The sequence below is a fragment of the Neobacillus sp. Fa239 genome (assembly GCF_055395235.1).
In genome coordinates this window covers 1356825-1376768 of record NZ_AP041611.1, presented here as the reverse complement: position 1 = coordinate 1376768, position 19944 = coordinate 1356825, and the positions used below count along the sequence as shown (strand labels likewise).

The window sequence follows — 19944 nt, the reverse complement described above, 5'->3', positions numbered from 1 at the left end:
CATTAAACTCCCTTCCATGCTTCCATCCATTGTTTATAGCTTGCAACGGGATCCTTTGACCGTGTGATCGAGCGCCCGACGACAATGGACGTTACACCCGCATTTCTTGCAAAATCCGGGGTTGCTACCCGCTTTTGATCTCCGACAAGGTCTGTACTCATTCGAATCCCGGGCGTAACCGTATAAAATTCAGGGCCCAACTTTTCCCGAATGAATCCAGCTTCCCATGCCGAACAGACAACACCATCCAAGCCTGCCTCCTTCGACAAACCCGCATAGTGTAAAACGGATTCCTGCAAGGTAACCGGGATTAGCTGTTCTTGATTCATTTGTTGTTCTGATGTGCTTGTTAATTGAGTTACCGCGATACATGCCGGCCGCTTGCCTCCTGCTGGGGTCCCTGCATCCAGCCCTTCTAACGCCGCCATCATCATTTCTTTGCCGCCGGCCGCATGAACATTGACAATGTCACACTCAAGCCGCGCTAAACCCTTCATCGCACTTTTTACGGTATTAGGAATATCGTGAAGTTTTAAATCTAAGAAAATACGATGACCAGCTTCTTTTAACATATGAATAATCGAAGGACCTTCTTGATAAAAAAGCTCCATACCCACCTTCACAAAAAGCTTTTCTCCGGCAAATGGCTTCAAAAACTGTTCCACTTCAATGCCATTTGCAAAATCAAGGGCAATGATTAGCGAGTTATCCATTACCTCCAGCTCCTTCCTTTGCATTCACTAATGTGTTCATAACCTAATTTATCAAGTAAGCCAGGTAGCTCTTCAATAATCGAAGGGCAAACAAATGGGTCGACAAAATTGGCGGTCCCTACTGCAACTGCACTTGCCCCGGCATAGAAGAATTCTATTACATCTTCTGCTGATTGAATGCCGCCCATTCCAATGATCGGAAGCGATACTGCTTGGCTGACCTCATAAATCATCCGAATGGCAACCGGCTTAACAGCTGGACCTGATAAACCGCCTGTCCGATTGGCTAAGATCGGTTTCCCTGTCTTCAAATCTAATCTCATTCCAACAAGGGTGTTAATCATTGTTATACCATCTGCACCGCCCGCTTCGACAGCTTTTGCCATTTCCACGATATTTGTGACATTCGGCGAAAGCTTTACATAGACCGGAACTTCTGATGCTTCCTTGACTTTCCGAGTTAATTCCTTTGCCACATCAGGAATCGTGCCAAAAGCGATCCCTCCTGTTTTTACATTAGGGCAGGAAATATTTAATTCAAGTGCATGAACATTCGCTGCTTTTGATATTTCTTTGGCAACGGCAATATAATCCTCTTCTAATGATCCGGCAACATTGGCGATAATCGGTACATCAAATTGCTCGAGCCATGGCAGTTCTTCTGAAACTACTTTTTCAAGACCAGGATTTTGCAATCCAATCGCATTAAGCATCCCTGCACGGGTTTCGGCGACTCTTGGCGTAGGATTCCCGAACCTTGGCTCTACAGTTGTAGCTTTGATCATAATTGCCCCAAGTGTGCTCAAATCGTAAAACTGGCTATACTCTCGGCCAAACCCAAAACACCCGGATGCCGGCATAATCGGATTTTTCAAATGTAAACCGGGTAACTTTACTTCCAACCGACTCATATCAAAACCTCCCCGGCACGAAAAACTGGGCCATCACTGCAAACCTTTTTATAAGATGTACTCGAGCCATCCGCCGTTTTACAAACACAGGCAAAGCATGCCCCGACGCCGCAGCCCATTCGTTCTTCTAATGATAAAAACAATTTCTTATCGGAATATCCTTTTTCTATCGCTCTTAACATCGGTGTCGGACCGCATGTATAAATGCAATCAAACTGTAAATCCTTCATTACATCGGTGACAAACCCTTTTGATCCGTAAGAACCATCAACGGTTGCAATAAAGGTTTCGCCATTTTGCAAAAATTCTTTTTCGTAAAAGACAGCTGTTTCGGATTGGAATCCAAGAACGTGAATCACCTTTACCCCTTTGGCTACCAATTGCTTAGACAGTTCAAAAAGCGGCGGGACACCGATTCCTCCGCCGACAAGCAGCGCAGTTTCCCCAATATTTACTTCATCAATTGGAAACCCATTTCCCAATGGCCCAAGGATGTCAATTTCCATCCCCGCCTTCAGCTCAGAAAGCAGAGAAGTTCCATTTCCCTCCTTACGGTAAATCATCGTAAATTGCTTATTGCTTTTATCGTTTGAACAAATACTAATCGGTCTTCGTAAAAGAGGGTCCCAACTATTTGAGACCCGGATATGGACGAATTGGCCTGGTGCATGTATTTCCTTAACCAATTCAGCTTCTACTTTCAGTTCAAAAATATCCTCTGCAATTTCCTTTTGGTCGATGATTTTGCACAATTCTTTTCTAATCATACAAAAATCGCCTCTCTTTTCGTTTCAACACTCATTGATTCCGTAGAGAAATTCATAGACTCAATCACTTTTAGAATAGCGGCAGCAGTATCTAATGATGTTAAACATGGAACGCCATTTTCGACCGCTTCACGGCGGATTCTAAAGCCGTCCCGTGCCGGCTGTTTCCCTTTTGTCAATGTATTAATAATAAATTGGGCTTCTCCATTATGAATTACATCCAGAAGCGTTTTACCTTCTGAGCCGATTTTTCCTACTACTTTAACCGGCAGTCCCGCAGACTTTAAAAGTGCAGCTGTTCCGCTTGTTGCCATAAGGCGATAGCCGATTGCCGAAAAGCGTTTGGCCAGTGATAAGGCTTCCTGTTTGTCTTTATCGGCAACCGTAAACAGCACTGTTCCAAACTGGTGGATGTTCATGCCTGAAGCAACCAAACCTTTATAGAGGGCTTTTTCAAGTGTGATATCCTTGCCCATTACCTCACCAGTGGATTTCATTTCTGGTCCTAAGGTAATATCTACATCCTTCAGCTTGGCGAATGAGAAGACCGGAACTTTTACAAAAACACCTTCTTTTTCCGAAGCAAGACCAGGGATATAGCCTTGATCTATAATCGAAACTCCCAGGATGGCTTTTGTCGCAATTTTCGCCATCGGAATATTGGTGATTTTACTTAAAAATGGTACGGTACGGCTGGAACGAGGATTTACCTCTAATACATATACTTGATCGCCAGCAAGGACATATTGAATGTTCAACAGACCAACGATATTTAAGCCTTTTGCTAATTTCACCGTATATTCTTCCAGTGTGCGTTTAATATTCTCAGATAAGGTTTGGGGCGGGTAGACTGCAATTGAATCACCCGAGTGAACTCCCGCGCGTTCAATATGCTCCATTATTCCTGGAATCAATACATTTTCGCCATCACAAATTGCGTCTACTTCAATTTCTTTTCCCGTTAAGTAGCGGTCAATTAAAACCGGATGCTCAGGGTTGATTTTCACTGCATTTTCCATATAATGCAAAAGCTCGGCTTCACGATAAACAATTTCCATGGCCCGGCCGCCAAGAACATAGGATGGGCGAACAAGTACCGGATAGCCGATTTCTTCGGCAATTCCTAATGCTTCCTTTACCGAAAGAGCTGTTTTCCCAAGCGGTTGCGGTATGTTCAATTTTTGGAGAGCCTGCTCAAATTTATCGCGATCCTCTGCGCGGTCCAAATCCTCGAGGCTTGTTCCAAGAATTTCAACTCCGTTTTCCGTCAGACCAGCTGCCAGGTTGATAGCAGTTTGCCCACCAAACTGGACAACCACTCCGATTGGCTTTTCCAAGTCAATAATACTCATAACATCTTCGACTGTCAGCGGTTCGAAGTAAAGCTTATCGGAAATACTGAAATCAGTTGAAACTGTTTCCGGGTTATTATTTATTATAATCGCTTCAAGACCGGCTTCTTTGATCGCTTTAACAGAATGGACAGTAGCGTAATCAAATTCGATTCCCTGGCCAATACGGATAGGACCTGAACCTAGAACGACAACACTTTTTCTTTCTGAAACAAGCGATTCATTTTCTTCTTCATAGGTGCCATAAAAGTAAGGTGTTTCGGACTCAAACTCTGCGGCACAAGTATCTACCATTTTATAAACTGGTAAAATTCCCTTTTCTTTACGTAGGTTATAGATCTCTTGTTGCGTACTATTCCAAAGTTCCGCAATTTTTTTATCCGTAAACCCTTTTCGTTTTGCCTCAATCAGTACCTCTTGATCAAAAGAATTCAGACTAAGCTTTTCTTCAAGCCTAATAATCCCTTCCATTTTCTTAAGGAAAAATAAATCAATTTTACTCCATTGATGAATGGTTTCTATGCTAAGACCCCGTTTTAAGCCTTCTGCGATATAAAAGAGGCGCTCGTCTCCAGCTTTACGGATCCGCTTCTCAATTAATTCATCATTTATATCTGCCGCACCATTCAATTCGAAATGGTAAACTCCAGCTTCTAAAGAACGGATTGCTTTTAATAGCGATTCCTCAAACGTACGGCCAATTGCCATAACTTCGCCCGTTGCTTTCATTTGCGTTCCTAGTGAACGGTTACCCGACTCAAATTTATCAAATGGCCATCTCGGGATTTTAGTCACAACATAATCAAGAGCCGGCTCAAAGCTCGCATACGTTTTACCTGTTACCGGATTCATCATTTCATCGAGTGTGAGACCGACAGCAATTTTCGCAGCCAGCTTGGCAATCGGATAACCGGTTGCTTTTGAGGCAAGAGCGGAAGAACGACTGACTCTTGGATTTACTTCGATGATATAGTAGTTAAAGCTATATGGGTCTAAGGCAAGCTGGACATTGCAGCCCCCTTCAATCCCAAGCGCACGGATAATCTTTAAAGAAACATTTCTTAAAAGCTGGTATTCCCTGTCACTTAAAGTTTGGCTTGGTGCCACTACAATCGAGTCTCCGGTATGGACACCAACAGGGTCGATGTTTTCCATGTTACACACGACAATGGCGCTGTCATTCGCATCACGCATGACTTCGTATTCAATTTCCTTGTAACCGGCGATGCTTTTTTCCAGCAGACATTGATGAACAGGACTGTTTTTCAAACCGCTTGTCACGATTTCTTCAAGCTCTTCATCGTTGTTACAGATTCCTCCGCCTGTTCCCCCAAGAGTGTAAGCAGGGCGGACGATGACCGGGAAGCCGATTTTTTCAACAAATGCTTTTGCCTCATCCAATTGATGAATAATTTCACTATCTGGAACTGGTTCGTTTAATTCGTTCATTAAGCTGCGGAACAATTCCCGGTCCTCCGCCTGCTTTATTGCTGAAAGCTTTGTTCCAAGGATTTCAACTCCCAGTTCTTCCAAAACACCTGATTCAGCTAATTCAACTGCCAGGTTAAGACCTGTCTGCCCCCCTAAGGTGGCTAAAAGTGCGTCAGGACGCTCTTTGCGGATGATACGGCTGACAAATTCCACTGTCAGCGGTTCGATATAGACCGCATCAGCCATCTCCGTATCCGTCATAATGGTTGCTGGATTTGAGTTTACCAGGATAACACGATAACCTTCCTCTTTTAGAGCTATACAAGCCTGTGCTCCGGCATAGTCAAATTCTGCGGCCTGACCGATGACAATTGGGCCTGATCCGATTACTAAAATGGATTTAATATCTGTCCGTTTAGGCATGATGAGTAACCTCCTGTTTGTTCGCTTCCATCATCGTAAGAAATTGTTCAAATAACCCGTTTGCATCTTCAGGTCCTGGCGATGCCTCCGGGTGGTATTGAACTGTAAATGCCGGATAATCTTGATGTTTCAATCCTTCAATCGTGCCATCATTTAAGGCAAGATGTGTGACGGTTAATCTTGTATTTTTAACTGACTCCGGCTCAACCGTATAACCGTGGTTTTGAGACGTAATGGCAATTTTTCCTGTTGCCAGTTCCTTTACAGGATGATTGGAACCGCGGTGGCCAAACTTCATTTTTACCGTATCTGCTCCGCAGGCTAGCGCAAATAATTGATGGCCGAGGCAAATTCCGAAAAGGGGGACCCTGCCCAGAACTCCTTTAATCATATCAATCGCTTCAGGAACATCTTTTGGATCTCCAGGTCCATTCGAAAGCATGATTCCGTCTGGACGTAATTGAAGGATTTCTTCAGCAGTTGTATGATAGGGAACCACTACAATATCACAGTCACGGTGATTTAATTCCCGCAAAATTCCGTGCTTCATCCCAAAATCGACCAGAACAACCCTTTTTCCGCGGCCGGGGCTAGGATATGGATTTTTCGTAGATACCTGTCTTACTTGATCGATTGGCAGCTCTTTGCCCTGTAAGCTTTTTAATACCTCATTGGCATCTTTTTCAATACTGCAAATCGCTCCCTTTAATGTTCCATACTGGCGGATAATCCTTGTCAGCTTTCGTGTGTCGATGCCGGCGATGCCAGGAATTCTTTTCATTTGAAAATATTCATCAATCGTGAATTCACTCCGCCAGTTTGACGGGAAATCACTTGCTTCTTTAACGATAAATCCTTTTACTGCCGGATTAATTGATTCGAAGTCATCACGATTAATCCCGTAGTTTCCAATCAATGGATAAGTAAGTGTGACGATTTGTCCGCAGTAGGATGGGTCGGATAGGATTTCCTGATACCCTGTCATTCCGGTATTAAAAACTACTTCACCGATTGTTTCTGTATCACTGCCAAACCCTTCTCCGACAAAAACCGTTCCGTCCTCTAAAATAAGCTGTCTTTTCATGCTGTCACCCATCCTTTTTCCCAAACTATTTTTCCTTCTGCGATGGTCATTTCTGGCCAGCCCTTACATTTCCATCCAGTAAATGGTGTGTTTTTACCTTTTGATAAAAAGTCTTGCGGATCAATCGGCCGTTCATCATCCAAATTTAACAGGACGAGGTCCGCTACGGCACCAACTTCGATTTTTCCATATGGAAGTTGAAAGGCCTCCGCAGGTTTTTTTGTTAAGAAATCGATTAATTGCACAAGTGTAATAATATTTTTCAATACAAGATTTGTATAAAGAAGCGGGAAGGCTGTCTCCAAACCGACAATTCCAAACGGTGCAAGGACCATTCCTTCACTTTTTTCTTCAGTTGTATGCGGTGCGTGATCTGTTGCGATAAAATCGATGGTTCCGTCTAAAAGTCCTTCGATTAAAGCTACGCGGTCAGCCTCGTCTCTAAGCGGCGGATTCATTTTATAATTCGCGTCAAGTCCCGGTATATCGTCCTGGGACAATAATAAATGGTGCGGCGTCACTTCTGCTGTAACACGTATCCCCGCTCTTTTTGCATCTCTTACAACTCTGACAGATTCCTTTGTGCTGATATGGCAGACATGGTAATGACAGCCGGCAGCTTCTGCTAACAGAACATCTCTGGCAATTTGAACAGATTCACAAACGGAAGGGATTCCATTTAATCCGTGACGTTTTGAAAATGTTCCTTCGTGAACAGAGCCTTTATTGATTAGCGTGTTTTCTTCACAGTGAGCAACAATCGCCATATTCAATTCAGCTGCGTTCTGCATGGCTTGAAGCATCCTTTCAGCGGATTGAACTCCCACGCCGTCATCTGTAAAGGCGAATGCTCCTGCATTTTTCAGAGCTTTAAAATCTGTCAATTCTTGACCAAGCTGTCTCGTCGTAATCGAAGCATAAGGTAAAACCCGAACACTTGCTGTATCTTGAATTCGATTCATAAGCCATTCCATTTGTTCTTTGCTATCAGGCACCGGTCTTGTATTAGGCATTGCGGCAATGGTTGTGAAACCTCCTTTGGCAGCAGCAAGAGTTCCGGTCGCAATTGTTTCCTTCTTCTCGCCACCCGGCTCGCGAAGATGGACGTGAAGGTCAACAAATCCTGGAGATACGAGCATTCCTTTCGCATCCACTATTCGGTCAGCATGCTCCTCAATCTTTTCTTCTATTTTAGTAATTGTCCCATTTTCCATTAAAATATCGGCTTGTTTCGATACACCATCAAATGCTTTGTAAGTGGCGTTCTGGATAAGTAGTTTCATATCTGTTTCCTCCTTCAAGACTTTCAAGTGAGCGTTTTAAGGCAGCCATTCTGATGAATACGCCATTTTTCATTTGTTTAAAAATTCTTGAGCGTTCGCATTCGACTAGACTATCAGCAATCTCAACATTTCGATTTACTGGAGCAGGGTGCATGATAATGCTCCCTTCCCTCATTAACTTTTCTCTTTCTATTGTTAGGCCGTATTGTTTATGATACTCAGCAGCTGTAAAACTTCCTTTTTGCTGATGGCGCTCATGCTGTACACGCAGAAGCATAACAACATCGGCTTCCTTAATCGCCTCATCAACAGGTCTGAATCTCGAAAAATTTATGCTTTTGTTATCAAACCATTCTTCCGGTCCGGAAAAGAATACTTCCGCTCCTAGCCTTGTCAGTACGTCAGCATTTGAACGGGCCACCCTGCTATGGCGTATATCGCCGATGATGGCAATTTTTAAACCTGCGAACCGGCCAAATTCCTGCTTAATCGTCATAAGATCGAGCAGAGATTGTGTTGGATGATGACCGCAGCCATCTCCGCCATTGATAATTGGGATATTTACCTTCCCCACTAATTCATCAAAGTAGCGGTCTTGTTCATGCCGAATGACTAGTGCCTTAACACCTATCGCTTCTAATGTTTTTACCGTATCGTATAGCGTCTCGCCTTTTTGGACGCTTGAGGTTAATACTTCAAATGGGATTACCTCCAGCCCCAGTCTTCTTTCGGCCACTTCAAAACTGCTTTTCGTTCTTGTACTTGGTTCAAAGAATAAATTTGCCGTAAATACCTGCTCTGCTGGGCGCCATTTCATTCCATTCGCAAAATTCTCTGCATCTGTTAAGATTTGATAAATTTCTTCAACCTTTAATTCATTTGTGGTTAACAAATTCTTTAACATATCTCTCCCGCCTTTCATAATGGGCCAAAAAAAGCACCCTATTCAATCGATTAGGGTGCACATATAGAGAACTTATCAAATGAGAACTTCGGAGATTTCAAATCCAAAAATTATTCTCATTCTTAGCCCTACACCCTTATAAGCCTCTCTGGACTTCTTTTAAAAGGTTCCTTTTTTTATGCAATTTTCCGTTCTTTTACTGATTCTACTTCTTCAAACATATTTTCATTCACTGGAGGTTTTCCAGGAAGGATGAGATTCAATACTACACCGAAAATGGCGGCCAGGGCCATCCCTTGGATTTGAAATGAATCGGATACTTTAATAAATGCTCCGCCAATTCCGATGACAAGGATAACAGATGAAATGACAAGGTTTCGTTTATCTCCAAAATCAACCTTGCTGTCAACTAGCATTCTAAGGCCTGAAGAAGCAATGATTCCAAAGAGAAGAATCGAGACGCCACCCATTACCGGTGTTGGGATTGTACTAATTAAAGCAGAGATCTTTCCGATAAATCCAAAGATTATGGCAAAAACAGCTGCACCGGCAATCACATAAACACTGTATATTCTTGTAATCGCTAGGACTCCAATATTCTCTCCATAAGTTGTTTTAGGCGGACCACCTATGAGGGAGGAAATGAGTGTTGCTGTTCCATCACCCAGGATTGAGCGGTGAAGGCCCGGATCCTTAATGTAATCATGACCAACTACTTTACTAAGTACCAACTGGTGGCCAATATGCTCTGACAAAGTAACGACCGCAACCGGCACCATTAGCAGAACTAAATCAAAGGTGAATTTCACTTTGTAACTGATAAACGGGAAGATAAAACTTGGAACTTCGAACCAATGGGCTTTCAATACTGGTGTGAAATCAACAATTCCGACAATTAACGCATACACATATCCGACAATGATTCCGCCTAATATGGGAATCATGCTTAGCTTTCCTTTTAAATAAATCGAGAAGACAATCGTTGCAGCCAACGTTACTAATGCAACAGAGAAGTGAAGCAGACTGTATTTATGAGTAATAGGATTATTCATTGCCATGCCAACCGCTGTACCAGAAAGGGCTAAACCAATGACAACGATCACCGGACCCACGACTACAGGCGGAAGAATGTTCATGATCCAGCGATATCCTGCCTTGCTGATAATCAGAGCCACAATTCCATAGATAAGTCCTGCCAGGAAGGTGCCCATCATGGCTGCGCCTGGACCACCGGCTGTTTTAGCGGCAATAATTGGGGCAATAAAAGCAAAGGAAGAGCCAAGGTAAGCAGGAACTTTGAACTTGGTTATTAATAAAAACGCCATGGTTCCCAGTCCACTTGAAATGAGCGCAATAGCTGGACTTAAACCAACCAGATATGGAACAAGTATCGTCGATCCAAACATTGCGAATAAATGCTGTAAGCTTAAGGTTAACCATTGACCTGGTTTCGGCCGTTCATTTACATCTAAAATAGGTTTGTTTGGCATTTATTTCTCCTCCGGTAATATGTTATTTTCTATTAGCATGGGGTTTTCCTTCATAAAAAAACCCCTTTGCCGATGATGGTACAAAGAGGATAGAAATACCGGTTATTGGTAAAACGCCGGTTTTTCCCCTTTGTCAGCCTCTCGGGACTGAATTTAAAAGGGTAACTATTTACTTGTCAAAGATACTTACTTGATCTACTTTATCAATTTCATTTAATTCAACTACGATTTTTTCCACACTTGATGTTGGTATGTTTTTACCAACATAATCAGCTCTAATTGGCAGTTCCCGGTGCCCTCTGTCAACTAATACAGCCAGCTGTATAACAGAAGGACGTCCTAAATCCATGATGGCGTCCAATCCCGCTCTCACAGTTCTACCCGTAAATAAAACATCATCCACGAGGATGACCTTTTTATCGGTTAGCTCTCCAGGGATATCTGAACCCTTTACAAGCGGTTCTTGATTTTCCGTCTTCTTGGTTAAATCATCTCGATAGAGAGTAATGTCCAATTCCCCAACTGGGATGGGCTTTCCTTCAATTTCTTCTATTTTAGCTGCAAGACGTTCAGCAAGATAGATCCCTCTTGTACGGATACCTACGAGGATACATTCTTCAATCCCTTTATTTTTTTCGATTATTTGATGGGCAATTCTTGTTAATGCTCTTCCAATCGCCTGCTCATCAAGCACAACAGCTTTTTGAGTCATCACTACACCTCCTGACCAATAAAAAACCTCTCGACCGGATAAGGCGAGAGGTAGACTGGTTATCTTGAAGATATAAGAGATAGTCACTTATATCTATACCGTTACCTTCTCAGCCTCACGGGACTGATTTAAAGGTCATATTCAACTGTTGTTATCTTACAATACTTATTAACCTGCTGTCAACGATTATTTCGCAGTTGTTCAAGCAGCCGTTCAAAATCCTCAGGAATTGGTGCTTCAAATTCCAGGTATTCCTTTGTTCTTGGATGATTAAATCCAAGTATCCCTGCATGTAATGCCTGTCCATTAATATCAAGGGTTTTTTTCGGGCCATATTTGGGATCTCCGGCTAATGGATATCCGATGTATTTCATGTGAACCCTTATTTGATGGGTGCGCCCTGTTTCCAATTGACATTCGACTAAAGAAAAATCTTTGAATCGTTCAAGGACATGGAAATGGGTGACGGCATGTTTCCCATTATCAACAACCGTCATACTTTGCCGATCCTTTGTATCTCTTCCAAGCGGTGCATCAATTGTTCCGAAATCATGTGGAATGACTCCGTGGACAATCGCCTTATATTTCCTTGTCACCGTTTTTTCAACGAGCTGATTCACTAAACTCTCATGTGCCATGTCATTTTTCGCAACCATTAAAAGACCGGATGTATCTTTATCAATGCGATGGACAATCCCTGGGCGCAGAACTCCGTTTATTCCAGATAAATCCTTGCAATGGGCCATTAAGCCGTTTACAAGCGTCCCGGTTAAATGACCTGGTGCTGGGTGTACAACCATGCCGCGCGGTTTATTTACAACCAAAACATCTTTATCTTCGTAATAAATATCCAAATCCATTTCTTCCGGGATTACATCCAAAGCTTCGGGGTCCGGGATGGATATTTCAATCTGATCATTTAAGCTGCACTTATAGTTCGTTTTGACACTACTGCCATTAACAAGAACATTTCCTTCTTTAATCCACTGCTGTACCTGTGTTCTTGACCATTCCTCATCAAGACCAGAGATCACCTTATCAATGCGATCCCCTTTTTGGTCCTCAAGAATGATGTGTTCCATTTTCTCCATAAGATTTCTCCTTTGTTTCTCTCTCATCACGAAGCATCGAAATCATCAAGAGGATGACTCCAATGCATAAGGCTGAATCGGCGATATTAAATACCGGAAAATTGTAGCCAAAAATATAGGTATGAATAAAATCGACAACTTGTTTACGAATGAGGCGATCAAGAAAGTTTCCGATCGCTCCACCGAGCATGAGCCCAAGCGATACACCCAACAACCATTTACCCCTTGCAGCTTTTTGCAAATAATAAATTATCGCTCCAATGACGATTAATGTAATGACGTAGAAAAGCCACATCTGTCCTTGAAGAATTCCCCAAGCGGCACCGGCATTTCTATGTGAGGTAATATAAAGAACATTTTCAATAATGGTTATACTGTCACCAAAGTTCATTTTACTTACAATGAGCCATTTGGTAATTTGGTCCAATAAAATTACAAAAAGAGCAATTAAATAATAAAACACCTAAAAATTCCTCCACATCTTGTCATTACTTCACTTCTTTTTGAATTTTAGCACACTATTAAGCGAAACGACAATGTAACATTATAAAAAAGAGGAGTTTAGAGGAATTTTATAAAAAGAGTGCAGCTTTTCTGAATCACTAGTTGATTTCAAGGTAGGAATACTGCGTAACAAATCTTCCGGAATGAGCTCACCAGAAATTTCACAAAGACCATAGCTTCCATTTGTTATTTTTTCCATTGCAGAACAAATATCAGCCAATTCTTCTTTTAAAATCGGGGTCATCCAATCAGTTCGTTGTTTTGTTTTTAATGATGCTTCGATTTCTGCTTGTGTTTGACGGAGTTCTAAAAACAGCTTTTCCTGCGTGGCATTCATAGTTGTATCCTCCGTTTACCTTATTTGTTTCCTTATTATCTCCGGGTTTGACAAGCTGACACGGATAAACATTTGACATCAACAACAAGAATTAACGGAGGTGGGAAAAATTAAAAGAGGATGACTCATCGTCATCCTCCATCTTTTTATGCTAAGTGGGAATAATGTTCTTTTACAACTTCTGCACATCGGGAGCAAAGCGTTTTATGGTCTGCATCCGTGCCGACATCAGGTGTAACCACCCAGCAGCGTTCGCATGTTTCGCCTTCCGCTTTTGTTACAACAATCGCAGCAGTCTCTAATTTCACCGCATTTTCAGGAGCTTCCTCATAAGTTCCACCCACTTCAAAGCCTGAAACGATGAACAATTGCTTTAGGTTTTCATTAACGGAATCCAATAGCGTTTTCGTTTTTTCACCTACATATAAAGTGACCTTTGCTGTTAAAGATTTGCCAATGACCTTTTCATTTCTTGCTTCTTCCAATGCTTTTAGCACATCATCACGAAGCTTCATGAACGCCGTCCATTTTGCTTCTAATTCTTTGGCATTATCGAGCTCTTGATATTCTGGAAGATCCGTTAATTGAACACTGTCTTCTGTTACCGCAGGAATAAACTTCCAAACTTCATCAGCCGTATGTGAAAGAATTGGTGAAACTAATTTTGTCAAAGCAAGCAATGATTCATATAAAACAGTCTGAATCGCACGACGCTCGTGGTTGTCAGTTGCCTCAATATATAAAACATCTTTTGCAAAATCAAGATAAAATGCACTTAAATCTAATGTACAGAAATTATTAACGGCATGATAAATGCCGGCAAACTCATAATTTTCATAGGCATTTCGAACATATTTGATCAGCTTATTCAATTTCACGAGCATAAATTGATCGACTTCACGCAAGTTTTTATATGCCACCTTATCGCTCGAAGGGTTAAAATCAGCCAAGTTACCAAGCAAGAAACGGAAGGTATTGCGGATTTTTCTGTACACTTCAGCTACTTGTTTTAAAATGGCATCAGATACGCGAACATCAGACTGATAATCAACCGATGCAACCCACAGCCGTAAAATATCTGCTCCAAGCTGATTCATTACCTTTGCCGGTACCACAGTATTCCCTAATGATTTACTCATCTTTCTGCCTTCGCCATCCAGTGCAAATCCGTGGCTTAAAACGCCTTTATAAGGAGCTTGACCCGTTACCGCAACAGCAGTGGAAAGCGAGGAGTTAAACCAGCCGCGATATTGGTCAGAGCCTTCAAGATAAAGATCTGCCGGGCGAACTAAATCTTCTCTTTCAAGTAATACTGCTTGATGGGAAGAACCTGAATCGAACCAAACATCCATGATATCTGATTCCTTCGTAAATGTACCGTTCGGGCTGCCAGGATGTGTAAATCCTTCTGGGAGCAAGTCTTTAGCTTCCCGTTCAAACCAAATATTGGAGCCAAACTGACGGAATAATTCTGACACATGGTTGATGGTTTCATCTGTAATAATTTCCTGGCCATTCTCTGCATAGAAAACCGGAATTGGCACGCCCCAAACACGTTGACGGGAAATACACCAGTCACCACGGTCACGCACCATATTAAATAATCGTGTCTCTCCCCATGCCGGAACCCATTTCGTTTCTTTAACGGCTTCAAGCAGTTCATCCCTGAAGTCTTTAATAGATGCAAACCATTGAGCTGTTGCCCTGAAGATTACTGGTTTTTTCGTTCTCCAATCGTGTGGATATGAGTGTGTAATAAACGAAAGCTTTAAGAGTGCCCCGGCTTCTTCGAGTGCTTGTGCAATCGGCTTATTGGCCTGGTCGTAAAATAATCCCTCAAAGCCAGGTGCTTCACTTGTCATATTCCCTTTGTCATCAACCGGACAAAGTACTTCCAAGCCATATTTTTGCCCAACATGGAAGTCATCTTCCCCATGGCCTGGTGCCGTATGAACACAGCCTGTTCCTGCATCAGTTGTAACATGTTCCCCTAACATCACTAAAGAATCACGGCCGTATAATGGGTGAGAGGCAACAATATTTTCTAATTCAGCCCCTTTAACCTTTTGGACTATTGCGGCTTCCTCCCAGCCAACTTCTTTTGAAACAGCTTCTAATAGCGCTTCGGCTACAAGATATTTGTTCCCGTTGTTGGAAACGACGACATAAGTTAGGTCAGGATGAACAGAAATTCCAAGGTTGGCTGGAATGGTCCATGGAGTTGTTGTCCAGATGACAATTTGGGTGTCTGTATCCAATACCCCTTTTCCATCCTTTACTTTAAAGGCAACATAAATGGATGGTGATCTTTTATCCTGATATTCAATTTCTGCTTCTGCTAAGGCTGATTCACTGGATGGGGACCAATAAACTGGCTTAAGACCTTTATAAATGTAGCCTTTTTTCGCCATTTCCCCAAATACCTTTATTTGCTGAGCCTCATACTCAGGTTTAAGAGTAATATACGGATTTTCCCAATCGCCACGAACACCGAGTCGCTTAAATTGTGTTCGCTGATTGTTAATTTGTTCAAGTGCATACTTCGTGCAAAGCTGACGGAATTCAGCGACTGTCATTTCCTTGCGTTTAACCCCTTTATTGGTTAACGCTTGCTCAATCGGCAAACCGTGCGTATCCCAGCCGGGAACATATGGTGCGTGGAAGCCGCTCATTGATTTAAAGCGAACAATAAAATCCTTCAGTATTTTATTAAGAGCATGCCCCATATGGATATCACCATTTGCATATGGAGGACCATCATGCAAAACAAACATCGGGCGTCCCTTTGTCCGCTCTTGCACTTTCCCATAGATATCCATCTCTTCCCATTTGCTCTGAATTTCAGGTTCCCTTTGTGGAAGATTGCCACGCATCGGAAACTCGGTTTTCATCATTAATAACGTATCTTTATATTCCATTATTTCTTCCTCCTAAAAACTCTTCATTAAAACATTTTTGACATGAAACAAATAAAAAAACCCTCTCATCCCAAAATAGGGACGAGAAGGTTTTATTCCCGCGGTACCACCCTGATAGAAGTGCTAAAAATGCACTTCCTCTTAAGCATTCGTAACGTGAATAACCCGCCACAGTCTACTCCTGAAAAGTTTCAACCTGGAACTCAAGGGTGATCTTCCAATTATCCACTTTATCGGGCTTCCACCATCCCCAACTCGCTCTGAAAGCACAGGAAAATTGTACTGTCCCCATCACTGTCATTTCTATTTCTTTATACTTATTAAAAAATTATATGTGAATGAACGTTAATTCGTCAAGCTAATGAATCTTCTTCTTGATGAATTTTTAACTCAGTGGCATCTACTTCATAATCGAGAAGATGATCCCAATCATCCGTATTAAGCATATCGAGCTGGGCTTCAATCAACATTTTAAAGCGCGTGCGGAAAACCTTCGATTGCTTTTTCAAATCCTCGATCTCCATGGCAATCTTTCTTGCCTTTGAAAGGGATTCATTTACAATTCGATCTGCATTTTTTTCTGCCTCTTTAATAATCAATTTTGCTTCTTTCTGAGCAGTCCGTTTTACCTCTTCACCCGCTTCCTGAGCAATGATAATGGACTTGTTCAATGTTTCTTCAATATTGATAAAATGGCCCAAGCGGTCCTTCATTTCAGTTAAGCGTTCTTCCATTTCCTTTTTTTCACGAAGCACTAATTCATAATCCTTAATCACCTGATCAAGAAATTCATTTACTTCATCTTCATCATATCCGCGAAACCCTTTATTAAATTCTTTGTTGTGAATATCTAACGGCGTTAACGGCATCGCTGCCACCTCCATCATATAAGCTTAAATATGTATTAAAACTAATATTCGACATAGTTTTCAAAATTCCTGCCTTAATATTAATTATTTTTGTTTTCCAACAGTAATTCGCCATTTTTCTTTTTTTGTTTTACCGTCAAGGGAAATCACTTTAGCTCTTCCGTAGCCTCGCACAGAAAGCAAATCCCCTTCATTACATTCAAATGACGGGCTTTCAATGGTTGTCCAATTAACCTTCACGAGACCCTGCTGAATAAATAATTGCGATTTTTGTCGAGATAGATGGTGAATCCCGGAAATAACTGTATCCAGACGTAAGGAAGAGACGGTCAGGTCAGCTTCACTCCATACTTGATGAGCAGAAATTGCATCAGAAAGATTGATTTCAGCCAATTTTACTTTCGCTCTCCCTATAGACTCAAGATTCATTTTGAGATAATCCGCAATTTCCTTTGCGGCAAAAAATTGAATTCTTCCATCATGAACCAAGATATCACCAAATTTCCCTCGCTTTACCCCCAAGGACATGAGACTCCCCAAAACCTGAGGATGCTCAATCGTGACAAATTTCATGGGATAATCAATTTCAAAAAGGGTGATTTGAAAATCATCATATGTTTCTATGAAATAATCCGGCATAACCAATGCCCTGCTTCGTTCAGCCCCGGAACCGCCACCATAAAATTGGCACTTAATGTGGCCATTTTCACCGATTAGTACTTTTAAAATATGCTGCTCTCTTGGATCTAAAAAATCAGTAAGTTTAGGAGTATACGCCGTTTCTACAAAATCCTTCCATTGTAAAACCTGGTCAATGAACTCCCGTTCTTCCGGTCGGAAATGTTGATAGATGTTCATTCAATTCTCCTTATCTAACTTATAACCAGCGATAAACGATACTAAGTCCTCTTTGAGCCATGTTAAGGACAAAGAAAGCAACAATCGGGGAAATATCCATCATTCCAAATGGTGGAATAATTCTTCTAAACGGCTCTAAATATGGTTCACAAATTCTTGCTAAAAAGCGGCCAATTGAATTATCCCTGGCGCTTGGAAACCATGACATCAAGATATAAACGATTAATGCCCATGAATAAATCTGGATTAATTGTTGTATAAGTCCAATTACGTATCCCATTATTACCTACCACCTCGTTTCTTGAAAACCTTGTTCCTTAACTAACTCAGAAATGTTTCCAGATACCTCAACATTGTCAGGTGTACATATAAAAATATTGGCACCGATTCTTTGAATTTCTCCGCCAATTGTATAAACGGCACCACTTAAAAAGTCAACAATTTGTCTTCCTTGCTCCTTTTCAATTTGTTGAAGATTCACGACAACTGCACGGCGGTTTTTCAAATGATCAGCGATTTCCGTCGCATCGGAATAGCTGCGCGGCTCGACCAGGATCAATTTAGAGGATTTCTGAGCATTCGTACTTGCATTCGTACTTGAAGACTTTTGTACACTTTGTAAACTTTGTAAACTAACCACATTTTGCGGTTTTACCGTTTGCTTTACTACCGGCTTTACAGGCTCAGCTTCTTCTATAACATTCTCAGTATCATCATACTCATCTTCTAAAAAGAAAAAAGTTTTAATTTTCGATTTAATACTCATTTTTTACCTCCTACTCTTCTTCACCCACAAGTGCTGTGCCAATTCTTATCATGGTGGATCCTTCTTCTATAGCAATGGCAAAATCATTCGACATTCCCATCGAAAGCTCAGTGCATGGTGCAAACTCGAATTTGCAGGACTGAATTTGGTCACGAAGCTCTTTTAATTGTCGAAAGCATTTGCGAATCAGGTCTTCGTCATCTGTTAAAGGTGCCATTGTCATTAAGCCTTCAACACTAATATGGTTGAATGGTTGAAGCTGTTTAATAAAATCCTGTACCTCTTCAGGTGAAAGCCCATGTTTAGACTCCTCCTGTGATACATTCACTTGCACAAGACATTTTATTTTTTTATTGGCCCGTTTATTGATTTCCTCTGCAAGATTAAGGCGGTCTAAAGAATGGATATATTCCACCTTATCGATAATATTTTTAACTTTCCTTGTCTGAAGCGTTCCGATAAAATGCCAGATAGGCTTGTCCTTTAATGCAGTCCACTTTTCCAGAAGGCCTTCATCACGGTTTTCTCCTAAATTGATAATGCCGGTATCGACCGCTTCTTTTGCCCTTTCAGTGCTGACATATTTTGTAACAGCTACTACCTTAATTTCATCAGGATTTCGTTTTGCCTTAAGGCATGCTTCATTTATTTGCTGTTGAATGATTTCATACTTTGCTGCTACTCTCATAAATGGTCGGCAGCCTCCTTCCAGCCAATAAAACTGATCATTCTACCCGTTTTGCCCCTATCGCGGCGATGAGAAAAAAACTCTCCCTCATTGCAGCTTGAACATAAATCGGTTATATGAATATTTTTTTCGAGGACCCCTGCTCTCAATAATATTTGCTTATTTACTTCACGCAAATCTAATGTATATTGACCTTTATTTATTAAATTATAGGGCTTTTTTTCAACATCTTCTAGTGTCTTTTCTACGAATCCGATGACATGGTCATCTACAATATAACATTTTTCACAAATGGATGGACCAATTGCCACAAAAATATCTTTAGGACCGATTCCTTCTGCTGCAAAAGCTTTTACCATCTTCATGGCTATTTGATTTACAGTCCCTTTCCAGCCGGCATGTGCTGCACCAATTATTTTTTTTTCTGGAGAAATAAAATAAAGAGGGACGCAGTCTGCAAAGCAAAGGGTTAACAAGATCCCCTCTTCATCGGTATAAAATCCATCAGTTGCTTTAAATGAAGTCGCATAACTTTGAGACCCTTTTCCACAGTCAGCTTTCGTAATTTTTTGAATATGAATATCATGGGTTTGTTCAGCTCCCACCCATTGGTTCAATGGAAATTGAAGAAAGTCTGCCAGCCGGTTTCGGTTCGAACAAACGTCAGCAGGTTGATCGCCAACGTGGAAGCCGAGGTTCATCGTTTCAAAAGCTCCTTGGCTCACGCCGCCTGCTTTAGTTGTGAATCCAGCCATTAACCCGGGAAACTGCTGCATCCAGCTCTCAATTAAAAAAAAGGACTGATTTTGTAATGCAAATGGCTCCATTTTCTTACCTCTTTTG

The 19944-nt window shown here is 41.5% G+C and carries 19 protein-coding genes and 1 other annotated feature; all 19 genes read right to left on the bottom strand.

Annotated features, from left to right (window positions below; genetic code table 11):
• Positions 1-2: 2 nt before the first annotated feature.
• The 19 genes from pyrF to pgeF all read right to left on the bottom strand — a co-directional run bounded on the left by pyrF (position 3) and on the right by pgeF (position 19928).
• The gene (gene pyrF / locus ACZ5XR_RS06610) at positions 3-713 is read right to left on the bottom strand and encodes an orotidine-5'-phosphate decarboxylase (protein ID WP_464500879.1); all 711 of its coding nucleotides are present in this window, start codon (positions 711-713) and stop codon (positions 3-5) included.
• Entirely contained in the window at positions 713-1624 is a 912-nt protein-coding gene (locus tag ACZ5XR_RS06605; RefSeq protein ID WP_464500878.1) for a dihydroorotate dehydrogenase, read from the bottom strand. Before ACZ5XR_RS06605 ends, pyrF begins: the two co-directional genes overlap by 1 nt.
• Positions 1621-2391, bottom strand: coding sequence for a dihydroorotate dehydrogenase electron transfer subunit (locus tag ACZ5XR_RS06600; protein ID WP_464500877.1), 771 nt, complete (start codon positions 2389-2391; stop codon positions 1621-1623). The genes ACZ5XR_RS06605 and ACZ5XR_RS06600 overlap by 4 nt, the downstream gene beginning before the upstream one ends.
• The gene (carB, locus tag ACZ5XR_RS06595; RefSeq protein ID WP_464500876.1) at positions 2388-5597 is read right to left on the bottom strand and encodes a carbamoyl-phosphate synthase large subunit; all 3210 of its coding nucleotides are present in this window, start codon (positions 5595-5597) and stop codon (positions 2388-2390) included. Before carB ends, ACZ5XR_RS06600 begins: the two co-directional genes overlap by 4 nt.
• Positions 5590-6681, bottom strand: coding sequence for a carbamoyl phosphate synthase small subunit (locus ACZ5XR_RS06590; protein ID WP_464500875.1), 1092 nt, complete (start codon positions 6679-6681; stop codon positions 5590-5592). The genes carB and ACZ5XR_RS06590 overlap by 8 nt, the downstream gene beginning before the upstream one ends.
• On the bottom strand, positions 6678-7964 hold the full coding sequence (locus ACZ5XR_RS06585) for a dihydroorotase (RefSeq protein WP_464500874.1): 1287 nt from the start codon (positions 7962-7964) through the stop codon (positions 6678-6680). Before ACZ5XR_RS06585 ends, ACZ5XR_RS06590 begins: the two co-directional genes overlap by 4 nt.
• Positions 7924-8868 carry an aspartate carbamoyltransferase catalytic subunit gene (locus ACZ5XR_RS06580; RefSeq protein WP_464500873.1) on the bottom strand — a complete coding sequence of 315 codons (945 nt, stop codon included), beginning with the start codon at positions 8866-8868 and terminating at the stop codon, positions 7924-7926. Before ACZ5XR_RS06580 ends, ACZ5XR_RS06585 begins: the two co-directional genes overlap by 41 nt.
• 176 nt (positions 8869-9044) lie before the next feature.
• The gene (locus ACZ5XR_RS06575; protein WP_464500872.1) at positions 9045-10358 is read right to left on the bottom strand and encodes a solute carrier family 23 protein; all 1314 of its coding nucleotides are present in this window, start codon (positions 10356-10358) and stop codon (positions 9045-9047) included.
• Between the two features lie 169 nt (positions 10359-10527).
• Positions 10528-11070, bottom strand: a complete 543-nt coding sequence (gene pyrR, locus ACZ5XR_RS06570; RefSeq protein WP_464500871.1) for a bifunctional pyr operon transcriptional regulator/uracil phosphoribosyltransferase PyrR — start codon at positions 11068-11070, stop codon at positions 10528-10530.
• Between the two features lie 179 nt (positions 11071-11249).
• Positions 11250-12161, bottom strand: a complete 912-nt coding sequence (locus ACZ5XR_RS06565) for an RluA family pseudouridine synthase (protein ID WP_464500870.1) — start codon at positions 12159-12161, stop codon at positions 11250-11252.
• Positions 12133-12624, bottom strand: a complete 492-nt coding sequence (lspA, locus tag ACZ5XR_RS06560; RefSeq protein WP_464500869.1) for a signal peptidase II — start codon at positions 12622-12624, stop codon at positions 12133-12135. The genes ACZ5XR_RS06565 and lspA overlap by 29 nt, the downstream gene beginning before the upstream one ends.
• Before the next feature lie 81 nt (positions 12625-12705).
• On the bottom strand, positions 12706-13002 hold the full coding sequence (locus tag ACZ5XR_RS06555) for a hypothetical protein (RefSeq protein ID WP_464500868.1): 297 nt from the start codon (positions 13000-13002) through the stop codon (positions 12706-12708).
• Between the two features lie 146 nt (positions 13003-13148).
• Positions 13149-15920, bottom strand: a complete 2772-nt coding sequence (ileS, locus tag ACZ5XR_RS06550; RefSeq protein ID WP_464500867.1) for an isoleucine--tRNA ligase — start codon at positions 15918-15920, stop codon at positions 13149-13151.
• Positions 15921-15994: 74 nt separating this feature from the next.
• Positions 15995-16224 (bottom strand) — a binding site (T-box leader).
• A gap of 49 nt (positions 16225-16273) precedes the next feature.
• Entirely contained in the window at positions 16274-16789 is a 516-nt protein-coding gene (locus tag ACZ5XR_RS06545) for a DivIVA domain-containing protein (protein ID WP_464500866.1), read from the bottom strand.
• An 84-nt stretch (positions 16790-16873) separates the two neighbouring features.
• Positions 16874-17647: a YlmH family RNA-binding protein gene (locus ACZ5XR_RS06540; protein ID WP_464500865.1), complete on the bottom strand. Its 774-nt coding sequence runs from the start codon at positions 17645-17647 to the stop codon at positions 16874-16876.
• A gap of 19 nt (positions 17648-17666) precedes the next feature.
• Positions 17667-17927, bottom strand: a complete 261-nt coding sequence (locus ACZ5XR_RS06535; protein WP_464500864.1) for a YggT family protein — start codon at positions 17925-17927, stop codon at positions 17667-17669.
• A 6-nt stretch (positions 17928-17933) separates the two neighbouring features.
• Positions 17934-18413: a cell division protein SepF gene (locus ACZ5XR_RS06530; RefSeq protein ID WP_464500863.1), complete on the bottom strand. Its 480-nt coding sequence runs from the start codon at positions 18411-18413 to the stop codon at positions 17934-17936.
• A gap of 10 nt (positions 18414-18423) precedes the next feature.
• On the bottom strand, positions 18424-19101 hold the full coding sequence (locus tag ACZ5XR_RS06525; protein WP_464500862.1) for a YggS family pyridoxal phosphate-dependent enzyme: 678 nt from the start codon (positions 19099-19101) through the stop codon (positions 18424-18426).
• Positions 19098-19928 carry a peptidoglycan editing factor PgeF gene (gene pgeF / locus ACZ5XR_RS06520; RefSeq protein WP_464500861.1) on the bottom strand — a complete coding sequence of 277 codons (831 nt, stop codon included), beginning with the start codon at positions 19926-19928 and terminating at the stop codon, positions 19098-19100. The genes ACZ5XR_RS06525 and pgeF overlap by 4 nt, the downstream gene beginning before the upstream one ends.
• Positions 19929-19944: the final 16 nt, after the last annotated feature.

What these genes read in the sequence shown, in the direction of transcription:
- ACZ5XR_RS06590 (WP_464500875.1), bottom strand. Translation starts at nt 6,681, where the DNA reads ATGAAAAGACAGCTTATTTTAGAGGACGGAACGGTTTTTGTCGGAGAA.
- carB (WP_464500876.1), bottom strand. Translation starts at nt 5,597, where the DNA reads ATGCCTAAACGGACAGATATTAAATCCATTTTAGTAATCGGATCAGGC.
- ACZ5XR_RS06540 (WP_464500865.1), bottom strand. Translation starts at nt 17,647, where the DNA reads ATGAACATCTATCAACATTTCCGACCGGAAGAACGGGAGTTCATTGAC.
- ACZ5XR_RS06605 (WP_464500878.1), bottom strand. Translation starts at nt 1,624, where the DNA reads ATGAGTCGGTTGGAAGTAAAGTTACCCGGTTTACATTTGAAAAATCCG.
- ACZ5XR_RS06600 (WP_464500877.1), bottom strand. Translation starts at nt 2,391, where the DNA reads ATGATTAGAAAAGAATTGTGCAAAATCATCGACCAAAAGGAAATTGCA.
- ACZ5XR_RS06555 (WP_464500868.1), bottom strand. Translation starts at nt 13,002, where the DNA reads ATGAATGCCACGCAGGAAAAGCTGTTTTTAGAACTCCGTCAAACACAA.
- ACZ5XR_RS06580 (WP_464500873.1), bottom strand. Translation starts at nt 8,868, where the DNA reads ATGTTAAAGAATTTGTTAACCACAAATGAATTAAAGGTTGAAGAAATT.
- ACZ5XR_RS06575 (WP_464500872.1), bottom strand. Translation starts at nt 10,358, where the DNA reads ATGCCAAACAAACCTATTTTAGATGTAAATGAACGGCCGAAACCAGGT.
- pyrR (WP_464500871.1), bottom strand. Translation starts at nt 11,070, where the DNA reads ATGACTCAAAAAGCTGTTGTGCTTGATGAGCAGGCGATTGGAAGAGCA.
- ACZ5XR_RS06525 (WP_464500862.1), bottom strand. Translation starts at nt 19,101, where the DNA reads ATGAGAGTAGCAGCAAAGTATGAAATCATTCAACAGCAAATAAATGAA.
- ACZ5XR_RS06535 (WP_464500864.1), bottom strand. Translation starts at nt 17,927, where the DNA reads ATGGGATACGTAATTGGACTTATACAACAATTAATCCAGATTTATTCA.
- ACZ5XR_RS06530 (WP_464500863.1), bottom strand. Translation starts at nt 18,413, where the DNA reads ATGAGTATTAAATCGAAAATTAAAACTTTTTTCTTTTTAGAAGATGAG.
- ACZ5XR_RS06565 (WP_464500870.1), bottom strand. Translation starts at nt 12,161, where the DNA reads ATGGAGAAAATGGAACACATCATTCTTGAGGACCAAAAAGGGGATCGC.
- ileS (WP_464500867.1), bottom strand. Translation starts at nt 15,920, where the DNA reads ATGGAATATAAAGATACGTTATTAATGATGAAAACCGAGTTTCCGATG.
- ACZ5XR_RS06545 (WP_464500866.1), bottom strand. Translation starts at nt 16,789, where the DNA reads ATGCCGTTAACGCCGTTAGATATTCACAACAAAGAATTTAATAAAGGG.
- pyrF (WP_464500879.1), bottom strand. Translation starts at nt 713, where the DNA reads ATGGATAACTCGCTAATCATTGCCCTTGATTTTGCAAATGGCATTGAA.
- pgeF (WP_464500861.1), bottom strand. Translation starts at nt 19,928, where the DNA reads ATGGAGCCATTTGCATTACAAAATCAGTCCTTTTTTTTAATTGAGAGC.
- ACZ5XR_RS06585 (WP_464500874.1), bottom strand. Translation starts at nt 7,964, where the DNA reads ATGAAACTACTTATCCAGAACGCCACTTACAAAGCATTTGATGGTGTA.